22 protein-coding genes and 1 riboswitch are annotated in these 24164 nt (G+C 71.3%); of the genes, 19 read left to right on the forward strand and 3 right to left on the reverse strand.

From position 1 onward, the window contains the following. Nucleotides 1-69: 69 nt before the first annotated feature. Nucleotides 70-1341 (reverse strand): threonine synthase, encoded by a 1272-nt coding sequence (thrC, locus tag FB388_RS03305; protein WP_142096715.1) that lies wholly within the window; start codon nucleotides 1339-1341, stop codon nucleotides 70-72. A gap of 8 nt (nucleotides 1342-1349) precedes the next feature. Beyond that, a riboswitch (SAM riboswitch) is annotated at nucleotides 1350-1467 on the reverse strand. A 111-nt stretch (nucleotides 1468-1578) separates the two neighbouring features. Between thrC and holA the strand changes: the two genes are divergently transcribed. Continuing rightward, nucleotides 1579-2538 (forward strand): DNA polymerase III subunit delta, encoded by a 960-nt coding sequence (gene holA, locus FB388_RS03310; protein ID WP_142096717.1) that lies wholly within the window; start codon nucleotides 1579-1581, stop codon nucleotides 2536-2538. A gap of 25 nt (nucleotides 2539-2563) precedes the next feature. On the opposite strand, the gene FB388_RS03315 is transcribed toward holA, so the two are convergent. Then, the gene (locus tag FB388_RS03315; protein WP_142096719.1) at nucleotides 2564-3682 is read right to left on the reverse strand and encodes a winged helix DNA-binding domain-containing protein; all 1119 of its coding nucleotides are present in this window, start codon (nucleotides 3680-3682) and stop codon (nucleotides 2564-2566) included. 334 nt (nucleotides 3683-4016) lie between these two features. Between FB388_RS03315 and gndA the strand changes: the two genes are divergently transcribed. After that, a complete protein-coding gene (gene gndA / locus FB388_RS03320; protein ID WP_142096722.1) occupies nucleotides 4017-5465 on the forward strand; it encodes an NADP-dependent phosphogluconate dehydrogenase in 1449 nt (482 codons plus the stop codon). A 265-nt stretch (nucleotides 5466-5730) separates the two neighbouring features. Further along, a complete protein-coding gene (locus FB388_RS03325; protein ID WP_211361741.1) occupies nucleotides 5731-6834 on the forward strand; it encodes an IS110 family RNA-guided transposase in 1104 nt (367 codons plus the stop codon). 1109 nt (nucleotides 6835-7943) lie between these two features. On the opposite strand, the gene FB388_RS03330 is transcribed toward FB388_RS03325, so the two are convergent. Next, nucleotides 7944-9746: a sigma-54-dependent Fis family transcriptional regulator gene (locus tag FB388_RS03330; protein WP_142096725.1), complete on the reverse strand. Its 1803-nt coding sequence runs from the start codon at nucleotides 9744-9746 to the stop codon at nucleotides 7944-7946. A 220-nt stretch (nucleotides 9747-9966) separates the two neighbouring features. Here FB388_RS03330 and FB388_RS03335 point away from each other — a divergent pair, with 220 nt between their 5' ends. The 16 genes from FB388_RS03335 (at nucleotide 9967) to FB388_RS03410 (ending at nucleotide 24154) form a co-directional block, all read left to right on the forward strand. Then, nucleotides 9967-11604 (forward strand): ferritin family protein, encoded by a 1638-nt coding sequence (locus FB388_RS03335; protein WP_170225664.1) that lies wholly within the window; start codon nucleotides 9967-9969, stop codon nucleotides 11602-11604. Between the two features lie 85 nt (nucleotides 11605-11689). After that, nucleotides 11690-12739: an FAD-binding oxidoreductase gene (locus FB388_RS03340; protein ID WP_142096730.1), complete on the forward strand. Its 1050-nt coding sequence runs from the start codon at nucleotides 11690-11692 to the stop codon at nucleotides 12737-12739. Further along, a complete protein-coding gene (locus FB388_RS03345; RefSeq protein ID WP_142096733.1) occupies nucleotides 12736-13923 on the forward strand; it encodes a ferritin family protein in 1188 nt (395 codons plus the stop codon). Before FB388_RS03340 ends, FB388_RS03345 begins: the two co-directional genes overlap by 4 nt. Next, nucleotides 13920-14300, forward strand: coding sequence for a propane 2-monooxygenase effector subunit MimD (gene mimD / locus FB388_RS03350; protein WP_425468522.1), 381 nt, complete (start codon nucleotides 13920-13922; stop codon nucleotides 14298-14300). The genes FB388_RS03345 and mimD overlap by 4 nt, the downstream gene beginning before the upstream one ends. Before the next feature lie 106 nt (nucleotides 14301-14406). Next, on the forward strand, nucleotides 14407-16095 hold the full coding sequence (groL, locus tag FB388_RS03355; RefSeq protein ID WP_142096735.1) for a chaperonin GroEL: 1689 nt from the start codon (nucleotides 14407-14409) through the stop codon (nucleotides 16093-16095). 13 nt (nucleotides 16096-16108) lie between these two features. Beyond that, nucleotides 16109-17137, forward strand: a complete 1029-nt coding sequence (locus tag FB388_RS03360) for an NAD(P)-dependent alcohol dehydrogenase (protein WP_142096738.1) — start codon at nucleotides 16109-16111, stop codon at nucleotides 17135-17137. Between the two features lie 20 nt (nucleotides 17138-17157). Further along, nucleotides 17158-18225 carry an amidohydrolase family protein gene (locus tag FB388_RS03365; protein WP_142096740.1) on the forward strand — a complete coding sequence of 356 codons (1068 nt, stop codon included), beginning with the start codon at nucleotides 17158-17160 and terminating at the stop codon, nucleotides 18223-18225. Next, the gene (locus tag FB388_RS03370; RefSeq protein ID WP_142096743.1) at nucleotides 18222-18911 is read left to right on the forward strand and encodes an iron-sulfur cluster assembly protein; all 690 of its coding nucleotides are present in this window, start codon (nucleotides 18222-18224) and stop codon (nucleotides 18909-18911) included. The genes FB388_RS03365 and FB388_RS03370 overlap by 4 nt, the downstream gene beginning before the upstream one ends. Continuing rightward, entirely contained in the window at nucleotides 18908-19150 is a 243-nt protein-coding gene (locus FB388_RS03375; protein ID WP_170225456.1) for a metal-dependent transcriptional regulator, read from the forward strand. The genes FB388_RS03370 and FB388_RS03375 overlap by 4 nt, the downstream gene beginning before the upstream one ends. Further along, nucleotides 19147-19392 (forward strand): hypothetical protein, encoded by a 246-nt coding sequence (locus FB388_RS03380; RefSeq protein WP_170225457.1) that lies wholly within the window; start codon nucleotides 19147-19149, stop codon nucleotides 19390-19392. Before FB388_RS03375 ends, FB388_RS03380 begins: the two co-directional genes overlap by 4 nt. After that, on the forward strand, nucleotides 19389-19970 hold the full coding sequence (locus FB388_RS03385; protein WP_142096745.1) for a hypothetical protein: 582 nt from the start codon (nucleotides 19389-19391) through the stop codon (nucleotides 19968-19970). Before FB388_RS03380 ends, FB388_RS03385 begins: the two co-directional genes overlap by 4 nt. Nucleotides 19971-20427: 457 nt before the next feature. Then, a complete protein-coding gene (locus FB388_RS03390; RefSeq protein ID WP_142096748.1) occupies nucleotides 20428-20982 on the forward strand; it encodes a hypothetical protein in 555 nt (184 codons plus the stop codon). Between the two features lie 17 nt (nucleotides 20983-20999). Beyond that, nucleotides 21000-21767 (forward strand): SDR family NAD(P)-dependent oxidoreductase, encoded by a 768-nt coding sequence (locus FB388_RS03395; protein WP_246121548.1) that lies wholly within the window; start codon nucleotides 21000-21002, stop codon nucleotides 21765-21767. After that, nucleotides 21761-22210 (forward strand): cupin domain-containing protein, encoded by a 450-nt coding sequence (locus FB388_RS03400; RefSeq protein ID WP_246121550.1) that lies wholly within the window; start codon nucleotides 21761-21763, stop codon nucleotides 22208-22210. Before FB388_RS03395 ends, FB388_RS03400 begins: the two co-directional genes overlap by 7 nt. 97 nt (nucleotides 22211-22307) lie before the next feature. Then, entirely contained in the window at nucleotides 22308-23258 is a 951-nt protein-coding gene (locus FB388_RS03405; protein ID WP_142096749.1) for an NAD-dependent epimerase/dehydratase family protein, read from the forward strand. 65 nt (nucleotides 23259-23323) lie between these two features. Beyond that, nucleotides 23324-24154, forward strand: a complete 831-nt coding sequence (locus FB388_RS03410) for a PhzF family phenazine biosynthesis protein (RefSeq protein ID WP_142096751.1) — start codon at nucleotides 23324-23326, stop codon at nucleotides 24152-24154. Nucleotides 24155-24164 lie beyond the last annotated feature (10 nt).

The raw sequence follows: 24164 nt of genomic DNA on the forward strand, positions 1-24164 counted from the left end.
CGGGCCCGCGTCGCGTAAGTCCCCCACCGCTACCTCCCCGACGCCGGGGATGTCGCGAGGGGTGGCGGGTCAGAGCCCGCGCGCCGCCAGCGCCTCGCGCACCGCCTTGCTGGTGGAGGGCACGGTGGCCGACGGGCCGATGTGGCCCGACACCGCGTCGAGGGTCTTGAGCCCGTCGCCGGTGATCAGCAGCACCGTCTCGGCGTCGGGGTCGAGCTGCCCGGACTCGATGAGCTTCTTCGCGGTGGCCACGGTGACGCCGCCTGCCGTCTCCGCGAACACGCCCTCGGTGCGGGCGAGCAGCCGGATGCCCTCCACGACCTCCTCGTCGCTGACGTGCGCGACGGCCCCGCCGGTGCGGCGGACGGCGTCGAGGACGTACGGGCCGTCGGCGGGGTTGCCGATGGCGAGGGAGCGGGCGATCGTGTCCGGGCGCACCGGCTGCACCACGTCGTGGCCGTCCTCGAACGCCTTGGCCACCGGTGAGCAGCCCGTGGCCTGCGCACCGAACACCCGGTACGGGGTGGGCTCCACCAGCCCGAGCGTGCCGAGCTCGGTGAAGCCCTTGTCCACCTTGGTCAGCTGGGAGCCCGAGGCCACGGGCACCACGACCTGCTCGGGCAGTCGCCAGCCGAGCTGCTCGGCCACCTCGTAGCCGAGGGTCTTGGAGCCCTCCGCGTAGTACGGGCGCACGTTGACGTTGACGAACGCCCAGTCCTCGTGCTCGGCGGCGAGCTCCGTGGCGAGCCGGTTGACGTCGTCGTAGTTGCCGTCGACGGCCAGCAGGGTGCCGTCGTAGACGGCGGTGGTGAGCACCTTGGCCTGCTCGAGGGAGCTGGGGATCAGCACCACCGAGTCCCAGCCCGCGCGGGCGGCCGCGGCGGCCACCGCGTTGGCCAGGTTGCCGGTGGACGGGCAGCAGAGCACGGTGAAGCCGAGCTCGCGGGCCGCCGCCAGCGCCACGGCCACCACCCGGTCCTTGAAGGAGTGGGTGGGGTTGCCGGTGTCGTCCTTGACCCACAGCGTGCGCACGCCCAGTGCGGCGGCGAGCCGGTCGGCCTTGATCAGCCGGGTGAGGCCGGGCTCGGTGTTGGGGTGGGACTGCACGTCGGAGGGCACGGGGAGCAGGTGGCGGTAGCGCCAGATGGACTTGGGGCCCGACTCGATCGACTCGCGGGTAACGGTGCCGAAGTCGTAGGCCACCTCGAGCGGGCCGAAGCACTCCGGACAGGCGAACTCGGCCGCGAGCGGGATCTGGTGACCGCATTCCCGACAGGACAGCGCGCGGGCGGGTCCGAGGTCGAAAGCGGTGGTCGTGGCGCTGTCAGCAGTCAGGGACATGAGAAGTCTCCTCATCTTTCCCGCACCGTGCGGGTCGGAATTGGCACCGTGATCGAGCGCGAAGAGCGCGCATCGCCGGTTGCCGGGGCTTCGTCGGGCCGTTCCCTCTGCCCCTCTGGATGAGCCATATGCGGTTGTGCCCATCACGTTACGACACGTCCGTTGCGGCTCCCAAGCCCGTCTCGTGATCTGGGAGCCGGGTCACGGGATGTCGGGGTGGTGCGCGAGCATGGACGCATGGCCGCGCCAGCCCCGATCCGCCTCGTCGTCGGCGAGGAGGAGCTGCTCGTCGAGCGGGCGATCGAGCAGGTCGCGGCGGAGGTCCGCGCGAGCGACCCCGCGGCCGACGTGCGCCGGGTGCGCGCGGCCGAGCTCACCCCGGCCGACCTCGCCGAGAACCTGAGCCCGTCGCTCTTCGCCGAGGCGAGGGTGCTCGTCCTGCTCGCGGCCCACGAGGTCGGCAAGGAGCTGGCCACGGCGATCCTCGAGCAGTCGGCCGACCCGGCCGAAGGCATCGTCCTCGTGGTCGTCCACTCGGGAGGGGCGCGCAACAAGGCCCTCGTCGACGCGCTGCGCAAGGCGGGTGCCCCGGTCACCACCTGCAACAAGATCACGAGGATGGACGAGCGGTCCGACTTCGTGCGTGCCGAGGCCCGGCGCGTGGGGGGCAAGATCACCGGCGACGCGATCGCCGCGCTGCTCGAGGCGGTGGGGTCGGACCTGCGGGAGCTGGCATCGGCCACCAGCCAGCTGGTGGCCGACACCGGCGGCTCGGTCGACGAGCGCGCAGTGCGCCGCTACCACCGGGGCCGCGCAGAGGCCACCGGGTTCGCGGTCGCCGACAAGGTCGTGGCGGGCGACCGCGCGGGCGCGGTCGAGGCGCTGCGCTGGGCGCAGCTGCTCGGCACGCCGTCGGTGCTGATTGCCGACGCGCTGGCCGACGCGTTGCGCACGCTCGCGAAGGTGGGGTCGGCCGGTCGCGGCGACCCCAACCGCCTGGCCGGCACGCTGGGCATGCCGCCGTGGAAGATCCGCAAGGCCCAGCAGGCGGTGCGCGGATGGGGCCCGGAGGCCCTTGCGGAGGCGTTCGCCGCGGCGGCCGAGGTCAACGCAGACGTCAAGGGTGCGGCGGCCGACCCGGACTACGCCCTGGAACGCGCGGTCCTGCGCATCCTCGCCGCCCGCTCCCGCCGCTAGCCCGCCCATCCCGAGGAGCATCGGATCACGCGGGGGCGAGCGTGGCCGTCGTCGTGCCGGCCGCGGCGCGGAACACCTCCAGGTCCGGCTCGAGCGCCTGCCGCTGGGCCGGTGACATCGGCTCGAAGGGGTCGAGCGTCACGGTGAGCCCGTCCTTGCGCGTGCGGCCTCGCCACACCCCGACGATCTCGCCGTCCGCCCAGATGACCCCGGGGTTCGCGACGGCCTGCCAGATCTTGCGGCGACGATCGGCGTCCGGCGCCAGCAGCTCGCGGTCGGCGAGCTCGGTGAGCGGGTCGTAGGCCGGCAGCAGCCGGACCCCGCGGGCCGGTGGGGCGTCGACGACGCGGTCGAGGTCGTCGGCGTGCACCCAGAGCTCCGCGTCCGCGACGCGCACCGGCCGCAGTTCACCCGCCACGAGGTCCCACCACCGCCGGGCGGCGGCCGGGCGCAGGCCCAGCCAGCCGGCGAGGTGCGCGGGTTTCGCCGGCCCGAACGCCGCGAGGAACCGGCGCACCAGCTCGGCGCGGCTCTCGTCCGTGGCGGCCCGCGTCCCGTCGCTGGAGCCGGCGTAGCGGAACCGGCTCGGCAATGCCGGGTCGACCTGCACGGTGAGGCCGGCGTGCAGCGTGGCGAGCCGGAAGAGCACGTCGTGCACGTGCGCGGCGCCGCAGCTCTCGCACCAGGGCGCCAGCCGGTGGTCGACGGCAGAGCTGATCGCCCCGCTCACCTCGCCCTTGGTCCGCGGTGTGCCGTCGGCCGTCACCGTGGCCATCGCGGCGGCGACCTCGTCGAGCGCCGCCGCGAACGTGATCCCGGCGCCGGCGAGCTCGTCGCCGAACGTCGCCATGGTCTGACGTGACCAGTCCCGTCCGTCGGCGACGTGCAGCGCTCCGCGGAGCAGGGCGAGGTCGTCGGCCCGGTGCAGGTGGAGCGCGCCTCGTACGCCGTGGACGAGCGCGAGATCGCCCCGGGGCCGGCCCGGTCCGGTCCGCAGGCTCAGCGCCGGCCGGGCGCTGCGGCCCGGTGGGTAGTCCTGCAGACCCACGCCGAGCACGACGTCACCGGTGCCGGGCGCGACGAGGTCGTGGGCGACCGCGCGGTGGGCGAGCACGCGCTGCCGGTCGACGGCCGGTGCGGGCATGCCCGCAACCTACGGCCCGCGCAGGCTCGTCCTCAGCTGTTACCGCTGGTGCGGCCCTTCTTGAACCAGGCACCGACCTTGTCGCCCAGCAGGGCGCCGCCGATACCGGCGAGGACAGCGGGGACCAACGCGAGCATGTCAACGAGCATCGGGGGAAATCTCCTCGTGTCGGACGGGCGAGGGGAGCCTGGCGCCCGCCGGCGGAGCTTCCACTGTCGGCGAGAGCCTCGGGAGCTGTCGACGCGATGTCGGCGAACTCACGTTTGAGCGCGCCCAGTGGCGCGTGCGGGCGGGGCGGTAGCGTGCAGGGCGCGTACGTCGACGCCCGAGGGAGATGACCGTGCCAGACGGGAAGAGCCGGATCGGTGTGACCGGGTTGGCCGTGATGGGGGCGAACCTCGCCCGCAACATCGCACGGCGGGGAACACCGATTGCCGTCCACAACCGGACGGCGGCGCGCACGCGGGAGTTCATCGAGGCCTACGGCTCGGAGGGCACGTTCACCGCGGCCGAGACCGTCGAGGACTTCGTCGCCGCGCTGGAGCGGCCGCGGCGGATCATCGTGATGGTGAAGGCGGGTGCGCCCGTCGACGCCGTGATCGAGGAGCTGGCCCCGCTGCTCGACGAGGGCGACATCATCATCGACGCGGGCAACTCGCACTTCCCCGACACCAAGCGGCGCACCGAGGAGTGCGCCGCGCGTGGCCTGCGCTTCATGGGCGTGGGCGTCTCCGGTGGTGAGGAGGGCGCGCTGCTCGGGCCGAGCATCATGCCCGGCGGCGACCCGGCCGCCTACGCCGAGGTCGAGGAGATCCTCACCGGCATCGCCGCCCAGGTGGACGGCACGCCGTGCTGCGTGCACGTCGGGCCGGACGGCGCCGGCCACTACGTCAAGATGGTGCACAACGGCATCGAGTACGCCGACATCCAGCTCATCGCCGAGGCGTACGACCTGCTCACGCACGTCGCGGGCCTCGACGCCCCGGCCATCGGCAAGATCTTCGAGGAGTGGAACTCCGGCGACCTGGAGTCGTTCCTCATCGAGATCACGGCCGAGGTGCTGCAGAAGACCGACGCCAGCACCGGTCGCCCGCTCGTCGACGTCATCCTCGACGAGGCGGAGCAGAAGGGCACCGGGCGCTGGACGGCGATCGACGCGCTCGACCTCGGCGTGCCGCTCACCGGCATCACCGAGGCCGTGTTCGCGCGCACCCTCTCGGCTCTGAAGGGCGAGCGGAAGGCGGCCGCGGGCACGCTCGGCGGTCCGGTGCCGGGTGCGGGAGAGGACCGGGCCGACCTGGTCGACGACATCCGCCAGGCCCTCTACGCCAGCAAGGTGGTGGCCTATGCGCAGGGCTTCGCGCAGATGCGCGCGGCGTCGGCGGCGAACGACTGGAACCTCGACCTCGGCGCGATGGCCACGATCTGGCGGGGCGGCTGCATCATCCGGGCGCAGTTCCTCAACCGCATCCGCGACGCCTACGCGGAGCACGGCGACATCGAGAACCTGCTGATGGTCCCCTACTTCACCGAGGCCGTCGCCGATGCGCAGGACGCGTGGCGGCGCGTGGTGGTCACGGCGACGCAGCAGGGCGTGGCGATCCCGGCGTTCGCCAGCTCGCTGTCCTATTACGACGGCTACCGGCGCGAGCGCGGCCCGGCCAACCTGATCCAGGGCCTGCGGGACTTCTTCGGCGCCCACACCTACCGGCGGATCGACACCGAGGGCGTGTTCCACACCCGCTGGGCGCAGGACGGCACCGAGGTGCGCACGGACGCCTGAACGAACCACCCGCAGGTCAGGTGGCGCCGACAACTGTGTGCCTGGTCATCGCGGGCAAGGTCTTCTGGCTCCAGGTCTTGCTTCCCCGGGCCTCCTGGCGGCGCCGCGCATTGTGCGGGGCCGCCCCTCACAGCTCAAGGGCGCCTTCGGCGTCGCTCCGCGATCGCTTCGCGCCCCTTGATGGGATGAAGGAGCGGGGCCTCCGCTCCTCGTGGCTCCCGGCTCATGCTCGGGGTGCTCACACCAACGATTTGAGGAGGCCCCTGTGAGCGAATCGTACGAGGGCAAGCAGGTCGTGGGAATTGACCTGCACCGGCGGCGGTCGGTGCTGGTTCGCAAGACCGAGATGGGTGAGACGTTGGAGACGGTGCGGATCTCCAACGATCCGGAGTATCTGCGGCAGGTGATGGCCCGCGCTGGGGAGGCCCCGGAGGTGGTGCTGGAAGCGGCCTATGGCTGGTACTGGGCTGCGGACACCCTGGCCGAGTTGGGCGCGCACGTGCATTTGGCGCATCCGCTGGGGGTGAAGATGTTCTGCTATCGGCGGGTGAAGAACGACGAGCGGGACGCGGGGGATCTGGCTGATCTGTTGCGGATGGGTCGGCTGCCCGAGGCGTGGATCGCGCCACCGGCCACCCGGGAGCTGCGTGGTTGGGTGCGGCATCGGGCCAAGCTGGTGGCGTTGCGCTCGAGCTTGAAATCCCAGGTCCACGCCGTGCTGGCCGAGGCCGGGGTGCAGGTGCCGATGAGTGATCTGTTCAGCCCGGGCGGGCAGCACTTGTTGGCCGCGGCCCGGCTGTCGGTCGAATCACGCGCTCGGGTCGACTCCGCGCTACGACTGATCATTAACGTGGACTTCGAGGTCGAGTTGTTCGCCAAGTTGGTCACCAACCGGCTGCGCGAACATCCCGGCTACCGGGCGATCCAGCAGATCCCCGGGGTCGGGCCCACCTTGGCCGCGGTGTTCGTCGCTGAGATCGGTGACGTCACCCGCTTCCCCGGACCCGCGCAGCTGGCCAGCTGGGCCGGGTTGACCCCGAAACACCATGAGTCCGACACCACCGTGCATCGCGGCCGGATCACCAAACAGGGTTCCCGGTTGGTGCGTTGGGCTGCGGTGGAGGCGGTGCAGCGGGTCGGCGAACACACCCGCACCGGTGCGGTCCGGGAGCGGGTCGCTGCCCGCCGCGGCCGCAACATCGGCGTTGTTGCCGCCGCCCGCGAGCTGGTCGAGCTGGTCTACTACGGCCTACGCGACGGGCACATCCGCCGGCTCACCCCGCCCCAACCCCACACCCCGCCCCAACCCCACACCCCGCCACACATCCCGCCCCAGCCACACACCCCGCCCGGCAGATCGGCGGCATGAGCCGGCCGCCAACCGAGGTGGGCGCCGGTCGCACGGGTCATGACCCCCGTCCCAGCGCAAGATCACAGCGCGCAAGATCACAGCGCACGATCACGGCGCCGGGAACCACGGCGTGGTCGCCCCCTTGATTGACCCCGCTCACCGCGAACCCGTCGCAGCACTCCATGCCCAACGGGCGAAGGGATGACCGACAGCCCTCAACCGGGCCTGTCCACCGCCGGGGCACCGGCACTGGAGCACGCACCCGACCCTCGATCACCCGACCCCCGGGAGCCGCGAGACCACCCCCTTTTCTCCACCCTTGAACAGCGTGCGCCGCCCGGCGTCGGCATCAAGGACCTGCGGCCGCTACGCGGTCGACCCTCCGGGCCGATCCTTGACCCCGACGCCTCAGCCCGCCGCGCCCAAGAACAGGCCGGAGAACCGAGAAGAAAGATCAGCAGCCGCAACCGCGGGTTGACCGGCCCCGCTCCTTCAGGGATGACCTGTGAGCCTCTGCGGCCCCTGGGGCATGCGGTGGGGGCGCGCGACGCCGCCAGGAGGCCGGTGCCGGGCATCTGGTTGTCCTCGCGTACCGCGTTGGTGCTCGCGCACCCCTTGTCGGTCCACGCAGCCGGTCGACGGGCAGCGTGGGCCGAGAACGGGGGCGTGACTGTCCGAGGATCACCTCGAGCAGCACACGAGGGTCCTGGCCGCGACCAGGTAGTACTGCTCGGGCCGATCACACCCGTCGGAGCGGTTCATGATCGCCGGTTGGGCGCGTTTCCGGACTGTTCTTGGTCAGTTTTCGCGCCGAAGCCGTGATCATGGTGGTGAGACCGGCCTTCGGTGGCGCCGCGCGCAGAAGGGGCAGGCCCGGGGCCTGCCCGCGAAGCGGGCCATCAGGGGTCACAGAGGCTCGCGGGTCAAGGGTCGCGTAGCGATCGCGGAGCGACGCGGAGCGCCCTTGAGGCGTGAGGGGCGGCCCCGCACGATGCGCGGCGCCACCGAAGGCCCGGGGCGGGGTGGGCCTGGATGATGCACGGTGCCGTCGAAGGCCTGGTGAGGGGTGGGCCTGGCGCTATGTCGCCCGCGAGGCCGCCCGCCACCTTCTCGGCCACCGGACAGCTCTAGCCGCGGCGGCTCGCCTCGAGCGGGCTCGGCATCGTGATCCCGTACTCGCGGATCTTGCGGTAGATCGTCGCGCGGGACGAGCCGAGGAGGCGGGCGGCTTCGACCTTGTTGCCGTCGGTGTCGAGCAACGCCTCGATGATCGCGTCGCACTCGATCGCCTCGAGCGGGGTGAGCACCCGGCGGGTGGTGATCCGGCACTCCGGTGGCAGGTCGCGGGCTTCCACCACGCCGGCGCGGCGCTTGGCCACGACCTTGCGTAGCACCTGGTGCAGCTGTTCGACGTTGCCCGGCCACCGGTTGCGCATGAGCACGTGCATGGCCTCCGGCGAGCAGGTGAGGGAGCCGCGGGAGAGTCGGGTGAGCAGGTGCGGCACCAGCTCGGCGACGTCCTCGATGTGGTGGCGCAGCGGCGGCACCTCCACCGTGCGTGGGAAGCAGCCCAGCAGGCCCGCGAGATCGGGGCTGCGCTGCCCGGGGTCGCAGGTGAGCGTGGCGACCACCCACGGGCGGTCCAGCTCGGTGGACTCGCGGTCGGGCTCGAGCGCGTCGGCGAGCGCGGCGACGCCGGCGGGGGGCAGCCGGTCGAGGTGGGCGATGACGAGCGTGCCTGCGTGTTGCAGCTCGCCGGACACCTCGGCGATCCACTGCGGCCCGTAGGCGTCGGCGTCGAGGACGCGCAGGTGGCCCGCGGGGGAGCGGTTGCGGTGCGTGGCGCGGGCGAGCGTCGCCTTGCCGACGCCCGGCTCGCCCTGCAGGAGCAGCCACTCCCGCGCCTGGAAGTGCCGGTCGACGGCCTGCCCGCACTTCTTCCACGCCGTGCTGGAACCGACCGCGGTGGGCAGGGAAGGGGTGTACGCCGACGCGGTGACGGTCCGCTCGGCCGCGTTCATCTGCGCGACGAGCTGGACCTGCAGCACCCCGCCCGTCACGCCGCTCTCGCTGAAGCTGGGTTTGGCGTACGCGCGAGCGGTGTGCCCGCTGGGTAGGTCGATCACGAGCCTGCGGTCGCGCCCGGAGCCGAGGGCCTCCACCGCCTCGGCGAGCAGCGCCGCCTGGTCCCGCGCGTCGAAGAGCTCGCGCGCCCGGTCGTTCATCATCAGCAGGTCGGCGCCGATCGCGAACACGGCGCCCCGCGCGTGCCGGCAGGCCCTGAGGTAGTCCTGCAGCAGCAGGTGCTCGCGGCGCCCGGAGTGTTCGAGCAGGGCCTCCTCGATCCGGCGTCCGATGGAGGCCACCGCGGCGGCCATCATGGCCCCGGCGTTGCGGCGCCAGCAGGTGAGGTCGACGACGCCGATCACGCGGCCGGTGCCGGGGTGCCGCACGGGGATGCCCGCGCATGCGAGGTCCTCGAGGTGCTCGACGTAGTGCTCGTGGCCGAACACCTGCGTGAGCCTGCCGCCCTCCAGGGCGCTGCCGATGCCGTTGGTGCCGACGTGGCGCTCGGCGTAGCTGAAGCCGGGGGAGAGCAGGACGCGGTCGAGGTGCGACTCGAGGCCGGTGTCGGCGGTGCGCCGGTCGAGCACGACGCCGTCGGCGTCGCAGAGGATCACGCTCACCGGCTCGGTGGCGAACTGGTCGGAGACCTCGGAGAGCACCGGCTCCGCTGCGCGGGCGAGCAGGGTGTCCGGGTCGACGTCGTCGTGGGGCAGCTCGATGTGGTCGGCGGGGACGTGCCACGCGAGTGACCGGGACCAGGAGGCCAGGATCGGCTCCCGGACGACGCCGGACCTGACGGGCTCCCTCGACAGGAACGACACGCGGGCGCGCGCGAGCTCCTCGGTGGCGGGTCCGGCCGGCACCCGCGCTCCGCCTCCAGCCAAGCGGGCCTCCCCGACAGCGGTGTCGATCCTCAGCGCGACCAGCGTAAACGGTCGGAGGCCGGCGCAGACGTCTCATATTGAGACCCCGTGTGCAAGGCGAAGGGAGTGTGATCGGGAACACGAGCGGTCGACACCCGCGCCGTCGACGACTCGCCGCCAACCCACCACCCCAGGAGGAGATGACGTGAGTCGGCAGAGTCTGGCGAAGGCTCACCAGAAGATCCAGGAACTCGCCTGGGAGCCGATGTACCACGAGCCGTACATGAAGTACGGCACGGACTACACGTTCCGGAAGGCCGCGAAGAAGGACCCGCTGAAGCAGATCCTGCGCTCCTACTTCCCGATGGAGGAGGAGAAGGACCACCGGGTCTACGGCGCCCAGGACGGCGCGATCCGCGGCAACATGTTCCGCCAGGTGCAGGAGCGCTGGCTGGAGTGGCAGAAGCTGTTCCTGTCGATCATCCCGTTGCCGGAGATCTCCGCGGCGCGCTCGATGCCGATGCTGTTCCACACGGTGCCGAACCCGGAACTGCACAACGGTCAGGCGATCCAGATGATCGACGAGGTCCGCCACTCGACGATCCAGCAGAACCTCAAGCGCCTGTACATGAACAACTACATCGACCCGGCCGGCTTCAACAACAGCCTCCGCGGGTTCCAGGGCGACTACTGCGGCACCATCGGCCGCCAGTTCGCCGAGGGGTTCATCACGGGTGACGCGATCACCGCGGCGAGCATCTACCTGACGATCGTCGCCGAGACCGCCTTCACCAACACGCTGTTCGTCGCGATGCCGGCCGAGGCGGCCGCGAACGGCGACTACCTGTTGCCCACGGTGTTCCACTCGGTGCAGTCCGACGAGTCGCGCCACATCTCCAACGGCTACGCGACCCTGCTGATGGCGCTGTCCGACGAGGAGAACCACCAGCTGCTGGCGCGCGACCTGCGCTACGCGTGGTGGAACAACCACCGGGTGGTGGACGCCGCCATCGGCACGTTCATCGAGTACGGCACGAAGGACCGCCGCAAGGACCGCGAGTCCTACGCGGAGATGTGGCGTCGCTGGATCTACGACGACTACTACCGGTCCTACCTCGTGCCGCTGGAGAAGTACGGGCTCACGATCCCGCACGACCTCGTCGAGGAGTCCTGGAAGCAGATCTGGGAGAAGGGCTACGTCCACGAGGTGGCGCAGTTCTTCGCCACCGGTTGGCTCGCCAACTACTGGCGGATCGACGGCATGACCGACGAGGACTTCGAGTGGTTCGAGTACAAGTACCCGGGCTGGTACGACCGGTACGGGAAGTGGTGGGAGAACTACAACCGGCTCGCCACCCCCAACGGCCACAACGCGATCGTGGCCGAGAGCGTCGACTACGTGTACCCGCACCGGTGCTGGACCTGCATGGTGCCGTGCCTGGTCCGTGAGGACATGGTCATGGACCAGGTCGACGGCCAGTGGCGCACGTACTGCCACGAGATGTGCCACTGGACCGACAAGGTGGCGTTCCGCCCGACCTACGAGGGGCGCGAGACCCCCAACATGGGCCAGCTCGTCGGGCACCGCGAGTGGGAGACGCTCTACCACGGCTGGAACTGGGCCGACGTGGTCAAGGACATGGGCTTCGTGCGCGACGACGGGAAGACCATGACCGCGCAACCACACCTCGATCTGGATCCCAAGAAGATGTGGACGCTCGACCACATGCGTCGGATGCCCAACCTGCTGAGCCCGAACGTGCTGCTGAACGAGATGAGCGACGACGAGCGCGCGGCGTTCGCGGCCGACTACGTCCGTCAGGGACCGGCCGGGCGTCCCGCCCCAACCGACGCCTGAGCGCGGGCCAGGCGAGGGGGGAAGGCCGGCCACAACCGGCCTTCCCCCTGCCGAACCCTGCTCTCTTCCCCGCCGAGGAGACACTTTGGGCGAGAAGCACGTCGTCCGGTTCGAACCGGTCGGCATCGAGATCGAGGTCGACGAGGACCAGACCATCCTCCGTGCGGCCGCCGAGCAGGGCGTCCAGCTCATGCACGGCTGCAAGGAAGGTCAATGTGCGGCGTGCAAGTCCTTCGTGCTCGAGGGCGAGGACATCGAGCTGGACCGCTACTCGACGTTCGCGTTGCCCGACTACGAGAAGGAGGAGGGGCAGACGCTGCTCTGCCGGGCGCATCCCTTCGAGGACCTGACCATCGAGCTCCTCAACTACGACGAGGAGATCATCCGTTCCGGGCTGCCGTTGCGGCGCGGCACGGTCGAGGTCGTGGCGATCGAGGCGGTCACCCACGACATGCGGCACCTGGTCGTCAAGCTCGTCGAGCCCGAGGAGATCAAGTTCTTCCCGGGCCAGTACATGGACTTCCAGGTGCCCGGCACGCAGGAGAGCCGGTCGTTCTCGATGGCGAACACGCCCAACCGGGACGGCCGCTTCGAGTTCGTCATCAAGACCTACCCCGACGGGCTGTTCTCCGGGCTGCTGGCCACCCGCCTCCAGGTGGGGGACCGGTTGGCGGTGGAGGCGCCGTTCGGCACCTTCACGCTCCGTGAGAGCCGCACGTCCGACCTGGTCTTCGTGGGCGGCGGCGCGGGGATGGCCCCGATGCTCGGACTCCTGCGGTCGATGGCCGAGCGGGGCATCGCACGCCGGGTGGCGTTCTACTACGGCGCCCGTGGGGCACGGGACCTCTGCTTCGAGAAGGAGCTCGCGCGACTGCAGGAGCAGCTGCCCGGCTTCACGTACGTGCCGGCGCTGTCCGAGCCGTCCCAGGACGACGAATGGGCGGGCGAGACCGGTCTGATCACCGATGTCGTCGCCCGGCACGAGTCCGACCTGGCCGGCAAGGACGCGTACGTCTGCGGCCCGCCGCCGATGGTCGACGCGGCGATCGCGGTGCTCACCCGGCTCGGCTGCAAGGCCGAACACATCTTCTACGACAAGTTCACCACCACCGGTGACCCGGAGGACCAAGCATGACCACGACCGAACGTCCGGAACGGAGCGTCCCGAAGCCGGTCTTCACGGACGCCGAGGCAGGGGCGCGTGAGTTCCCCGACTCTTCGGCGAGCGCCCGGCGCTACAACTACTTCGCACCAGCCAAGCGCAAGCAGACCCACTACGAGGACGTCACCGTCGACGTCCAGCCCGACCCGCGGCACTACCTCACCCAGGGCTGGATCTACGGCTTCGCCGACGGCGAGACCGGCTACCCGCTGCACTGGACGAAGCTCAAGGCCTGGGGCGTCGACCAGCCGGAGCCGCAGCGTGGCCCGGGCACCGGCGGCATGCCCGTCGAGAACTGGCCTGCACACGGATGGCACGAGTTCCGCGACCCCAACGAGGAGTGGGAACAGACCATCTACCGGTACAACGCCAACGTCGTACGGCAGTTGAACCAGAACATCGAGAACGCGCGCCACGCGAAGTCGTTCGAGCAGTGGTCGACCAACTGGGTCCGGTTCGTCGAGCGCCACGTGGGCGCCTGGATGCACATCGAGCACGTGCTGGGCCTGTACGTGTTCGCGGCCAACGAGCGGTCCGCGCCGACCAACATGCACAACACGGCGCTCGCCGTGAACAGCGCGCACAAGATCCGGTTCGCGCAGGACCTCGCGCTCTACAACCTCACGCTCACCGAGGAGATCGAGGGCTTCGACGGCACCGCGCACCTCGCCGCGTGGAACGGTGACGCGGAGTGGCAGGGCGTCCGGAAGGTGTGCGAGGCGCTCACCGCGATCGAGGACGACTGGGGCGAGGCCGTCCTCGCGGCGAACATCGTGTTCGAGCCGCTGCTCGGGGAGCTCTTCCGCAGCCACCTGGTGATGCAGTCCGCGTCCGGCCACGGCGACTTCGTCACGCCGACCGTCATGGGAGCGGGTGAGTACGACTACGCCCAGCGGGACCTGCGCTGGACGATCGCGTGCCTCGCGCCGCTCACCCAGGATCGTGAGTTCGCCGAGCACAACAAGGCGCTCATGCAGGGCTGGCTGTCGCACTGGGTGCCGCAGGCCCTCGAGGCCGCCCGCCAGCTGCAGCCGCTGTGGTCGCAGCCCGACGCCAAGCCCCCGCGGTTCGAGGACAGCCTCGACCGGGCCAAGAACCGGTTCGCCGGGATCTGCCGCGATCTCGGTCTCGCCACCCCCGAGGAGCTGAAGCAGTGACCACGGCAACGAATGCGTCCACCGCCCCGATCCGCTTCGAGTCCAACAGCACCGCCTCGAACATGTGCGGGTTCACGCTGATGAACAGCCAGGTCGGCGTGCTCATCGCGCACGTTCTGGAGCGGCTCGACAACGTGAAGGTCACCCACCTGCCCTCGATGATCCGCGTCGACGGCCAGGGCCGGTTCGACGTCGTCTACGCCGACGTCGACGAGGAGGCGGGCGAGGAGGAGGGCTGGTTCAACGCCTCCGAGTTCGAGGAGGCGATGTCCACCCACTACGGCCGGATGGTCCACCTCGACGACCGCACGATCATGTTCGCCAACCCGGAGGACGCGGCCGAGTACCTGGACTTCGACCTGAAGCCCATCAGGTGAGTCCCGTGGGTGGATACGAGTGCTCCGGCACTCGTATCCACTCACGGCTTCGTTGATCCGCCCCCGCGCAGCAGACCGACGTTCCGCAAATCCAGGAGGACAGAACATGGCGAAGGAACTGCGATTCGGAGAGGAGGGCCGGCGGCTGCTCCAGGCCGGGGTCGACCAGCTGGCCGAAGCCGTCAAGAGCACGCTCGGGCCCAAGGGCCGCAACGTCATCCTGGAGAAGATCACCGGATCGCCCGAGGTCACGAACGACGGCGTGACGATCGCGCGGGAGATCCACCTGCGCGACCCGTTCGAGAACATGGGCGCGCAGCTGGTGAAGGAAGCGGCGGTCAAGACCAACGACACCGTCGGCGACGGCACCACCACGGCGATCGTGCTCGCCCAGGCGATCGTCCGGCAGGGCATGAAGGCGATCGCGGCGGGCGGCAACCCGGTTCTGGTCAAGCGTGGCATCGACCTCGCGGTGCGGCGCATCGTGGAGCACCTGCAGCGGGTGACCCACCCGGTGTCCACCGAGCAGGACTACGCCCGCGTGGCGTCGATCTCCGCCAACGACGACGAGTCGATCGGCAGCGTCGTCGCGCGGGCCCTGTACACCGTCGGTGACGACGGCGTCGTCACGGTGGAGGACGTCCCGCAGCACGGGGTGAGCGTGGGGTTCGTCGAGGACTTCGAGTTCGACAACGGCTACGTCACGCCGTACATGGTGACCGACCCGGGCCGGCTCGAGGCGATCGTCGACGACCCGTACCTGCTGTTCACGGCAGAGAAGGTCAAGGACGTCCAGCAGCTGATGCCGGTGCTCGACAAGATCATGCGCGGCGAGCGGCGCCCGCTCGTGCTCGTGGCCGAGACGGTCGAGGGCACGGCCCTGCAGATGCTCGTGCACAACCACGTCAACCGCACGTTCCAGGCGGTGGCGATCAGGGCGCCCGGCTTCGGAGAGAAGCGCATCCACCTGCTGGAGGACATGGCGGCGCTGTGCGGCGGCAAGGTGCACAGCCGCAGTTCCGCGTTCTCGATGGAGCACATGACAACCGAGCACCTCGGGCGGGCCTCGCAGGTGCGCGTCACCAGCGAGAACACCACGATCATCGGCGGCGGCGGGGACCGGGAGGCCCTCGAACTACGGCTCACGCAGCTGCGGGCCGAGCTCGCCCGCGCCACGTTCGGCACCGACGAGGACTTCCTCTCCGAGCGCATCGCGCGGCTCTCGGGCAAGGCCGCGGTGATCGGCGTGGGTGCGCCCACCAACGCGGAGGCCAAGGAGATCCGCCACCGCGTCGACGACTCCCTGCAGGCCACACGCGCGGCCATCGCAGAGGGCATCGTCGCGGGCGGCGGCGTCGCGCTGCTGCACGCCGAGCCCGCGCTCGACGACCTGGACGTCGGCGGCGACTACCGGATCGGCGTCGAGATCGTCCGGCAGGCGCTCACCGAGCCGGCGCACCTCATCGCCACGAACGCGGGCTACGACGGCGACGACGTCGTCAAGCAGCTCACCGTTCGGGGAGTTGACGACGGGTTCGACGCGTTGGAGGGTCGGTTCGGCGACCTGGTCGAGCTCGGTGTGATCGACCCGCTGCGGGTGGTGCGGTCCGCGCTGCAGAACGGCGCATCGGTGGCAGGCCTGATCCTCACCACGAACTCGCTGGTGGCCGAGGAGGTCACGCCGTGGAACAAGTCGCTCATGACCGAGTTCGGGCCGCTCGACGAGGGCATCCCGCAGCCGTCGCCGGATTCGAGCACCCCGCAGTCCCTCGGCCTAGGCCCGTCGATCGGTTGAGGAAGGGGACGAGATGAAAGCCGTACGCGTGCACGACTACCACACCGACCCGAAGATCGACGACATCGCCGAGCCGGAGCTGCAGGGCCCCCTCGACGTGATCGTCAAGGTCGGTGGGGCCGGGGTGTGCCGCACCGACCTGCACATCCTGGAAGGCCAGTGGGCGGCGGCGATGAGCCCGCAGCTGCCGTACGTGATCGGGCACGAGAACGCCGGCTGGGTGCACGCCGTCGGGGACGGGGTCACCAACGTCGCCGTCGGCGACACGGTGATCCTGCACCCGCAACCCAGCTGCGGGCTGTGCCTGGCCTGCCGTCGGGGCAACGACATGCACTGCGCGAACGCGTTCTTCCCCGGGTTGTCGGACAACGACGGCGGGATGGCCGAGTACCTGCGCACCACCGCCCGGGCCTGCGTGAAGCTGGACCCGTCCACCAACCCGGCCGATGTGGCCGCCCTCGCCGATGCCGGGATCACGGCGTACCACGCGGTGCGAAAGGCCGTGCCCGTGCTGTGGCCCGGGACGACCGCGGTGGTGCAGGGGGCGGGCGGGCTCGGACACATCGGGATCCAGTGCCTCGCCGCGTTGACCGCGACCCGGATCGTGGTGGTCGACAAGAACCCGGCCGCCCTCGAGCTCGCCAAGGAGATCGGGGCGGACGAGACCGTGGTGGCCGACGGCTCCCACGTCGACGCCGTGCGGGACCTGACCGGTGGTGAGGGCGCCACGGTGGTGTTCGACTTCGTGGCCGAGCAGGGCGCGGAGAACCAGGCGTGGGCGATGACCGCGCCGGACGGCTACCAGTACGTGATTGGTTATGGCGGGCAGTTCTCCGCACCGACCCTGGATTTCGTGGCCGGGGAGAAGAACGTGATCGGCAACATCGTCGGCACCTACACCGATCTGGCCGAACTGATGGTGCTGGCCCAGGCCGGGAAGGTCACCCTCCACACGAAGCAGTACCCGCTCGATGCGGCGCTGGACGCGTTGCACGACCTCGACGCCGGCCGGGTCCGCGGCCGGGCCATTCTCGTCCCCTGACGCGCAAGGAGACCCACCACATGTACGAGAAGGACGGCGAGAAGTACTTCATCGTCGATTCACACTGCCATTTCTGGGACGCGAGCCGGGAGAACTGGAAGCCGGGCGCCGAGCAGTACGCGAAGGGCTGGATCGACTGCTTCTACGGCTACCACCAGCTCGGTCCACCCGAGACCCACTGGGACTACGAGCACTACCTCAAGGTCACGCCCGAGGACTTCGAGCGCGACATGTTCATCGAGGGCCACGTCGACTACGCGATCTTCCAGTCGACCTACCTCAAGGAGTGGTACACCAACGGCTTCAACACCGCCGAGCGGAACGCGGAGCTGCTCGACCGCTTCGGTGACCGCCTCATCGTCAACGGGCGCTTCGACCCGCGCGACGGCGACGCCGGGATGAAGGAGCTGGAGGCGGACGCCGAGAAGTACGGCCTGAAAGGCGTCAAGCTCTACACCGCCGAATGGAACCAGGGGTCGCGCGGCTACAAGCTGACCGACCCGGAGGCATACCGGTTCCTCGCCCGCGCGCAGGAGCTCGGCATCAAGAACATCCACGTCCACAAGGGCCCGACGATCTGGCCGCTGGACAAGGACGCGTTCGACGTGGCCGACGTCGACCACGCCGCCACCGACTTCCCGGAGCTGAACTTCGTCGTCGAGCACGTCGGGCTGCCCCGCATCGAGGACTTCTGCTTCATGGCCGTGCAGGAGCCCAACGTCTACGCGGGCCTGTCCGTCGTGATCGGTGGCCTGATGCACGCCCGGCCGAAGTTCTTCGCCAAGGTCATGGGCGAGCTGCTGTTCTGGGTCGGCGAGGACAAGATGACCTTCGGCGGCGACTACAACATCTGGGTGCCCAAGTGGCAGGTCGAGGGCTTCGTCGACTGGCAGATGCCCGACGACGACGCGTTCACCGACTACCCAAAGCTCACCACCGCCACTAAGAAGAAGATCCTGGGGTTGAACGCGGCGAAGCTCTACGACATCCCGGTCCCGCCCGAGTGCCAGCTGGAGACATCGGCCGGCACGCAGGACAAGCCGGCGGAGCAGCTGCTCACCGAGGCCGCGGCGGCCGGCACCCCGTGACCGCACTCGCCGCCGCGGTGTGGGCGGCGCTGGACACGGTGCACGACCCCGAACTCGACCAGCCCGTCACCGAGCTGCAGTTCGTGTCGTCGTGCACCGTGTCCGACGACGGGGTCGCGGCCGTCCGGCTGCGCCTGCCCACGTTCTTCTGCGCACCCAACTTCGCGTGGCTGATGGTCGCCGACGCCCACGACGCGGTCGCCGCCGTCCCGGGCGTCACGCGGGTGGACATCGCCCTCGACGACCACTTCACCGCGGTCACCATCAACGAGGGCGTCGCCGCACGGGCCGGGTTCGTGTCCGCGTTCCCGGGGCAGGCCCAGGCCGAGCTGGACGAGCTGCGCGCGGTGTTCCTGCGCAAGGCCGCCCTGGCCGGTCAGGACCGGATCGCCCGCCCCCTCGTGGACGCCGGCCGCACCCCGGAGGACCTGGCGGCGATGCGGCTCGGCGACGTGCCGCCGTCGGCCGATCTCGACCGGCTCCGGCAACGCCGCGCCGCGGTCGGCCTGCCCCACGACGGCGACGCGCCGCTGCTGCTGCACCCGGACGGCGCCCCGGTCACCGCCGAGCAGGTGCCCCTGCACCTGCGCCGCGCCCGGCTCACCCGCGTCGGGATCGAGGCCAACGGCCACACCTGCCGAGACCTGCTCGCCGCCCGCTACCCGGAGGAGGTGGTCTCGTCGTGACCACGACCGAGGCGTCCACGCCGACGCTGACGCCGCTGGACCACGTGCGCCGGTACGCGCTCGTCGAGCTGTTCCTGGTGCGCGTGCTCGACATGGCGCCCGCCGACGCCCGGGCCGAGGCCGACGCCCTGCAGCACGCCGTCTCCGCGCGGCTGCTCGGCCGCATCGACGCGCTGCTGGGACGGCCGGAGCGCGACCTGTGGGACAACCCGATCCCGCGACCGGACGGATCGCCGTGAGTCGCGAGACCTACAACCCGTGGACGGTGGTGAACGTCGTGTTCGACCACCTCGCGGCCGCGGGGCTGCACCCGGTGCTCGGTGAGACCGGTGACCCAGCGGCGCCTGCGGCAGCGCTGCTGCGGGCACTGGGCGTCGAGCCGGGGCGGGACGACGAGGGCCCGGCCGCGCCGGCGATCCAGGCCCACCTCGCCGAGCTCCGCGCCCGGATGTTCCCGAACGTCGAGGAGGGACGACGGTGACCGCACCGGCGACGCCGACCACCGTCCGTGCGCTCGACCTGCCGAGCGCTGGGAAGCTCGCCGGCCTGGCCGCCGTCTTCGAGGACCTGCAGTACGCGCTGCGCTGCTGCGAGCACCTCGTGTCCCGGCTGGGCCGCCGCGAACCGGACCCGGTGCTGGTCGAGGCGCTCTGGACCGGTGCCCTGCTCGCCTACGTCCGCTGCTTCTCGCCGCGCAGCGCCTTGCTCACGACCACGGACCTCGACGAGCTCGAGGACGGGGCCGAGTTCCGGCGCCTGCACGACGTGCTGCTGCGGCTGCGCGACCACCTCGCGTCCCGGCACGTGAACCCGCGGGAGGCGTTCACGGTGGGGGCGGCGCAGGCGAACGACGGCACCCCCACCGGGATCGCGGTCGTGTCCAGCCCACGCCCGCTGGTGGAGGAGCCGACGGTGCGCATGCTCGGGCGGCTCGCCTACCTCCTCGCCGGCCGGGTGGACGCCCGGATGCGGGAGCAGCAACGCGAGGTGCTCGACGCGGCCGCGGCGTTGTCGCCCGCGGAGCTGGCCACGCTGCCGGTGGTGCACCTGACGAGCTAGACGGGCAGTTCCGAACCCGACCGGACCCGGCAGGCGGTGGAGCGGCATCCCCATCCGGGTGGGCGTGCACATCATGTGGGGTCGGTGCACGTGTTCGGCGGTGTGCGTCGTGACGGGAGGGTGTGCACGGTGGCCGCCGGGACCTTTGTGCGTTCCGCGGAACGCCGCCGTGGTGCCGTCCTGCTCGTGAGCCGTTCCGGTGGGCGCGCCGTCCCCGGCTCGGGCCTCCTGGCCTCACCGATCCGCCCCAACCCGGCGACCCACCATCACCAGCGAAATCGGGACCTGAGCCGGCGCTCACCCGCGACGAGAAGCTCGCCACCCTCCCCGGGGCGCCCCGCAGGCGCCGATGAGCCATGCGATTTGCACGGGTGAGCCATGACAGCACGCGGGTGTGGCCCCGCGGCCACTCGCAGCACGCTCGGAGCCAGAGGTTCCGAGTCGAGGAGTGGTGGCCATGGCAACGACGGTTCAGGTCCGTACCGCCGGCGGGATCCGGCGCTGGTGGCCCGCGGCGGCCGGCGTCGTGATGGCCGGGTTCGCCGGTCTCGACATCGCCGACGGCGGCGTCGGGCTGGCGCCGGTGCTCGCCGCCTCGGCGGTGATCTACCTCGGTGCGGCGGCGCTGGGACGCCCAGGGGCGTCGTGGCCGATCTTCCTCGGGGCCTTCCTGGTGCTCGCGCTCGCCGATGATGCGGCTATCTGGGTCCTCCTCGGCGCGGCTGCGCTGCTCGCCGGGTACGGGCTGCTCCGCGGGGCGGCGCGCCCGGCGAGCGGGCTGCCTTTGCAGGCACTGGGGGTGGCCGGCTTCGGCCTCGCCGCCGTCGTCGCGCTGGCGGTGAGCCCCGACCTGGGTTCTTACCTGGTGGCGGCCGGGTTGCTCGGCCACGCCGCGTGGGACGTGCACCACCACCGCACCGGGCGCGTGGTCGCGCGCTCGCTGGCGGAGTTCTGCGTCGTGCTCGACACGCTGCTGGCGGCGGCCATCGTCGTGGCCACGCTGGTGGGGTGAACGGCAGACTCGCCCCCGTGGACCCATCGCTGCCCGCCCTCGACGGCACCGTCGCCCTGGTCACCGGCGGGAGCGGGGGGATCGGCTCCGGCATCGCGCTGCGGTTCGCGGCGGCCGGAGCCGCCGTCGTGGTGCACCACAACACCGGGGCAACACGGGCACGAGCGGTCGTCGACGAGATCGTCGGCGCGGGCGGGCGGGCGGTCGCCGCGCAGGCCGACGTCACCGATCCGGCGGCTGCCACCGCGCTCGTCGAGCTCGCCGTCGCGCGGTTCGGCCGCCTGGACTCCGTGGTGGCCGCGGCAGGCGTGCAGCCCGTCGCGGAGCTGGCCGGGATGACCGTGGCGGGCTGGCGGGAGGTCGTGGACGGCAACGTGACCGGCGCGTTCGCCACCGTGCAGGCCGCGGCGGCGGCGCTGCGCGGCCGGGGCGGCTCGATCACGCTGGTCGCGTCCGTCGAGGGCACCCGCCCGGCGCGCGGGCACGCCCACTACGCGGCCGCGAAGGCGGCGACGATCATGCTCGCCCGGGCCGCCGCCCTGGAGTACGGCTGCGACGGCGTGCGGGTCAACTCGGTCTCGCCCGGTCTCGTCGCGCGCGCGGGGCTGCGCGAGGACTGGCCGGACGGCGTCGACCGGTGGGAGCGAGCGGCGCCCCTGCGCCGGCTGGGCGAGCGGGAGGACGTCGCCGACGCGTGCGTGTTCCTCGCCTCGCCGATGGCCCGCTGGGTCACCGGGCATGATCTGGTCGTGGACGGCGGAATGTCGGCGGTGCCGGCGTGGTGAGCGAGGGCGAGCGGGTGGCGGAGATCCTCGGGCTCGAGCCGCTGCCGGGCGAGGGCGGCCTGTTCCGCCGCACGCACATCGACGCGCACTCGTCGGCGATCTACTTCCTGCTGATCGCGCCGGACTTCTCGGCGATGCACCGGCTCACGAACACCGAGACCTACCACTGGTACGCGGGCTCCCCGCTGCGCATGCTGCTTCTCGGCGGGGCCGCGGACGTGTCCGAGCCGGTGCTCGGCCCGGACCTCGCGGCTGGGGAACGGCCTCAGATCGTGGTGCCCGCCGGCACCTGGCAGGGGTCCAGCTCCGCGGGCGGCTGGTCGCTCGTCGGCACGACGACGGCCCCGCCCTTCGACTGGGACGGGTTCGAGCTGGGTGAGCGGGCCGCGCTCGTCGCCGGCTACCCGGAGGCCGCCCACCGGATCACCGCACTCACGCGCTGACCTCGCGATGGCCGTTCTGTTCAAGAAGAACGGCAGCGGAGCAGATCAGGCTGTGGGCCGGACGCAGTCGGACCTGATCCGAGAAGGAGATCCGCGAGTGATACTCGTTACCGGCGGCCTGGGTTCGATCGGGTCGCACACCGCACGGGCACTGCTCGACCTGGGCGAGTCGGTGGTGCTGACCGCGCACCGGTCCACCCGGCTGCCCGAGTTCCTCGCCGAGGAGCCCGCCGGCCGGGTCGTGGTCGAGCCGCTGGACACCACGGACGAGGCGGCCTTCCTCGACATCGGCAAGCGGCACGAGATCACCGGCATCGTGCACCTCGCGGCGGCCCGCTACGACCTGCCCGACCCGGTCGAGTACCTGCGCGCCGACGCGCTCGGCCTGCTCAACGCGCTGAAGGCGGCCACCGTGTGGGGTGTGCGGCGGTTCTCCGTCGCCAGCTCCATCGCGGTGTACCTGGGGGTGGACCAGGTCCCGTTGCAGGAGGACGCCCCGCTGCCGGTGGTGGCGGCGCACCAGATCCCGGTGTTCAAGAAGACCGCTGAGCTGTTCGCATCGCTGGCGGGCGACAGCGGCGGGTTCGACACCGTCAGCCTGCGGATCGGCACCATCTGGGGTCCCCTGGGCGTGCCGGACAACCCGTTCACCCCCGTTCCCCGCCTGGTCAGCGCCGCGGCGTGGGGCGAGGACCCCGATCTCACGCCGCCCCGTCCCGCCGCGTACGCCGAGGACGGCACGGACCTGTGCTACGTCAAGGACTGCGGCCGGGCCATCGCGCTGCTCATGTCCGCGGAACGGCTGAACCACCGCGTCTACAACGTCTCCAGCGGACGGCTGGTGCGCTACCGCGAGGTCGTCGACGCGGTCAACGCAGCTGTTCCGGGCGCGAACATCGCCCTTCCCGAAGGGCGCAACCCCGACCGGCCGCCGGACACCTACCTCGACATCACCCGGCTCCGGGCCGACACCGGGTTCGAGCCCGAGTACGACGTCGAGCGCGCCGTCCCGGACTACGTCGACTGGCTGCGGGCGCACGAGATCTAGGCAAGGGGCCACTGTTCGGGGATTGGCCGTGGCGGCACGGCGGGCGGCGGATGATCCTCGAAGACATGACAAGCCGTCCGTTCGCCCAGGTCGACGTCTTCTCCGCCGTCCCGTACCGGGGCAACCCGGTCGCGGTCGTGCTCGACGCCGACGGTCTCACCACCGAGCAGATGCAGCGGGTGGCGAACTGGACGAACCTCTCGGAGACGACGTTCGTCCTCCCGCCGACCGACCCGGCCGCCGACTACCGCGTCCGCATCTTCACCCCGGGGGAGGAGCTCCCGTTCGCCGGCCACCCCACGATCGGCACCTGCCACGCGTGGCTCGCCCGGAACCCGCAGCACACCGGTGAGACGGTCGTGCAGGAGTGCGCGGCGGGGCTGATCACGTTGCGGCGCACCGGGGACCGGCTCGCTTTCGCGGCCCCGCCGCTGATGCGCGACGAGCCCGTCGACGAGGAGCTGCAGGAGCGCATCGCGCGCATCCTGGGCGTCGAGCGGGCCGGCATCGTGGACGCTCGGTGGATCGACAACGGCCCCGGCTGGGTGGGCGTCCTCCTCGACGACGCGAAGACGGTGCTCGCGGTCGAGCCGAACGCCGAGGACCTCAAGCTCGGGATCGCAGGCCCCCACTCGGAGGGTTCGCCGGAGGCGGTCGAGGTCAGGGCGTTCTTCCCGGCGGATCGCAGCAGCGTGGAGGACCCGGTGACCGGCAGCCTCAACGCGGGCCTCGCGATCTGGCTGCTGCGCACCGGCCGTCTCCGGGCGCCGTACGTCGCGTCCCAGGGCACGGCGCTGGGCCGGGCGGGCCGGGTGTACATCGACCAGGACGCCGACGGCACGGTCTGGGTGGGCGGCGACGCGGTGGCGTGCGTGCGGGGTGAGATCGAGGTCTGACCCTCGCCCG

This window comes from Pseudonocardia cypriaca, assembly GCF_006717045.1.
GTDB lineage: Bacteria > Actinomycetota > Actinomycetes > Mycobacteriales > Pseudonocardiaceae > Pseudonocardia > Pseudonocardia cypriaca.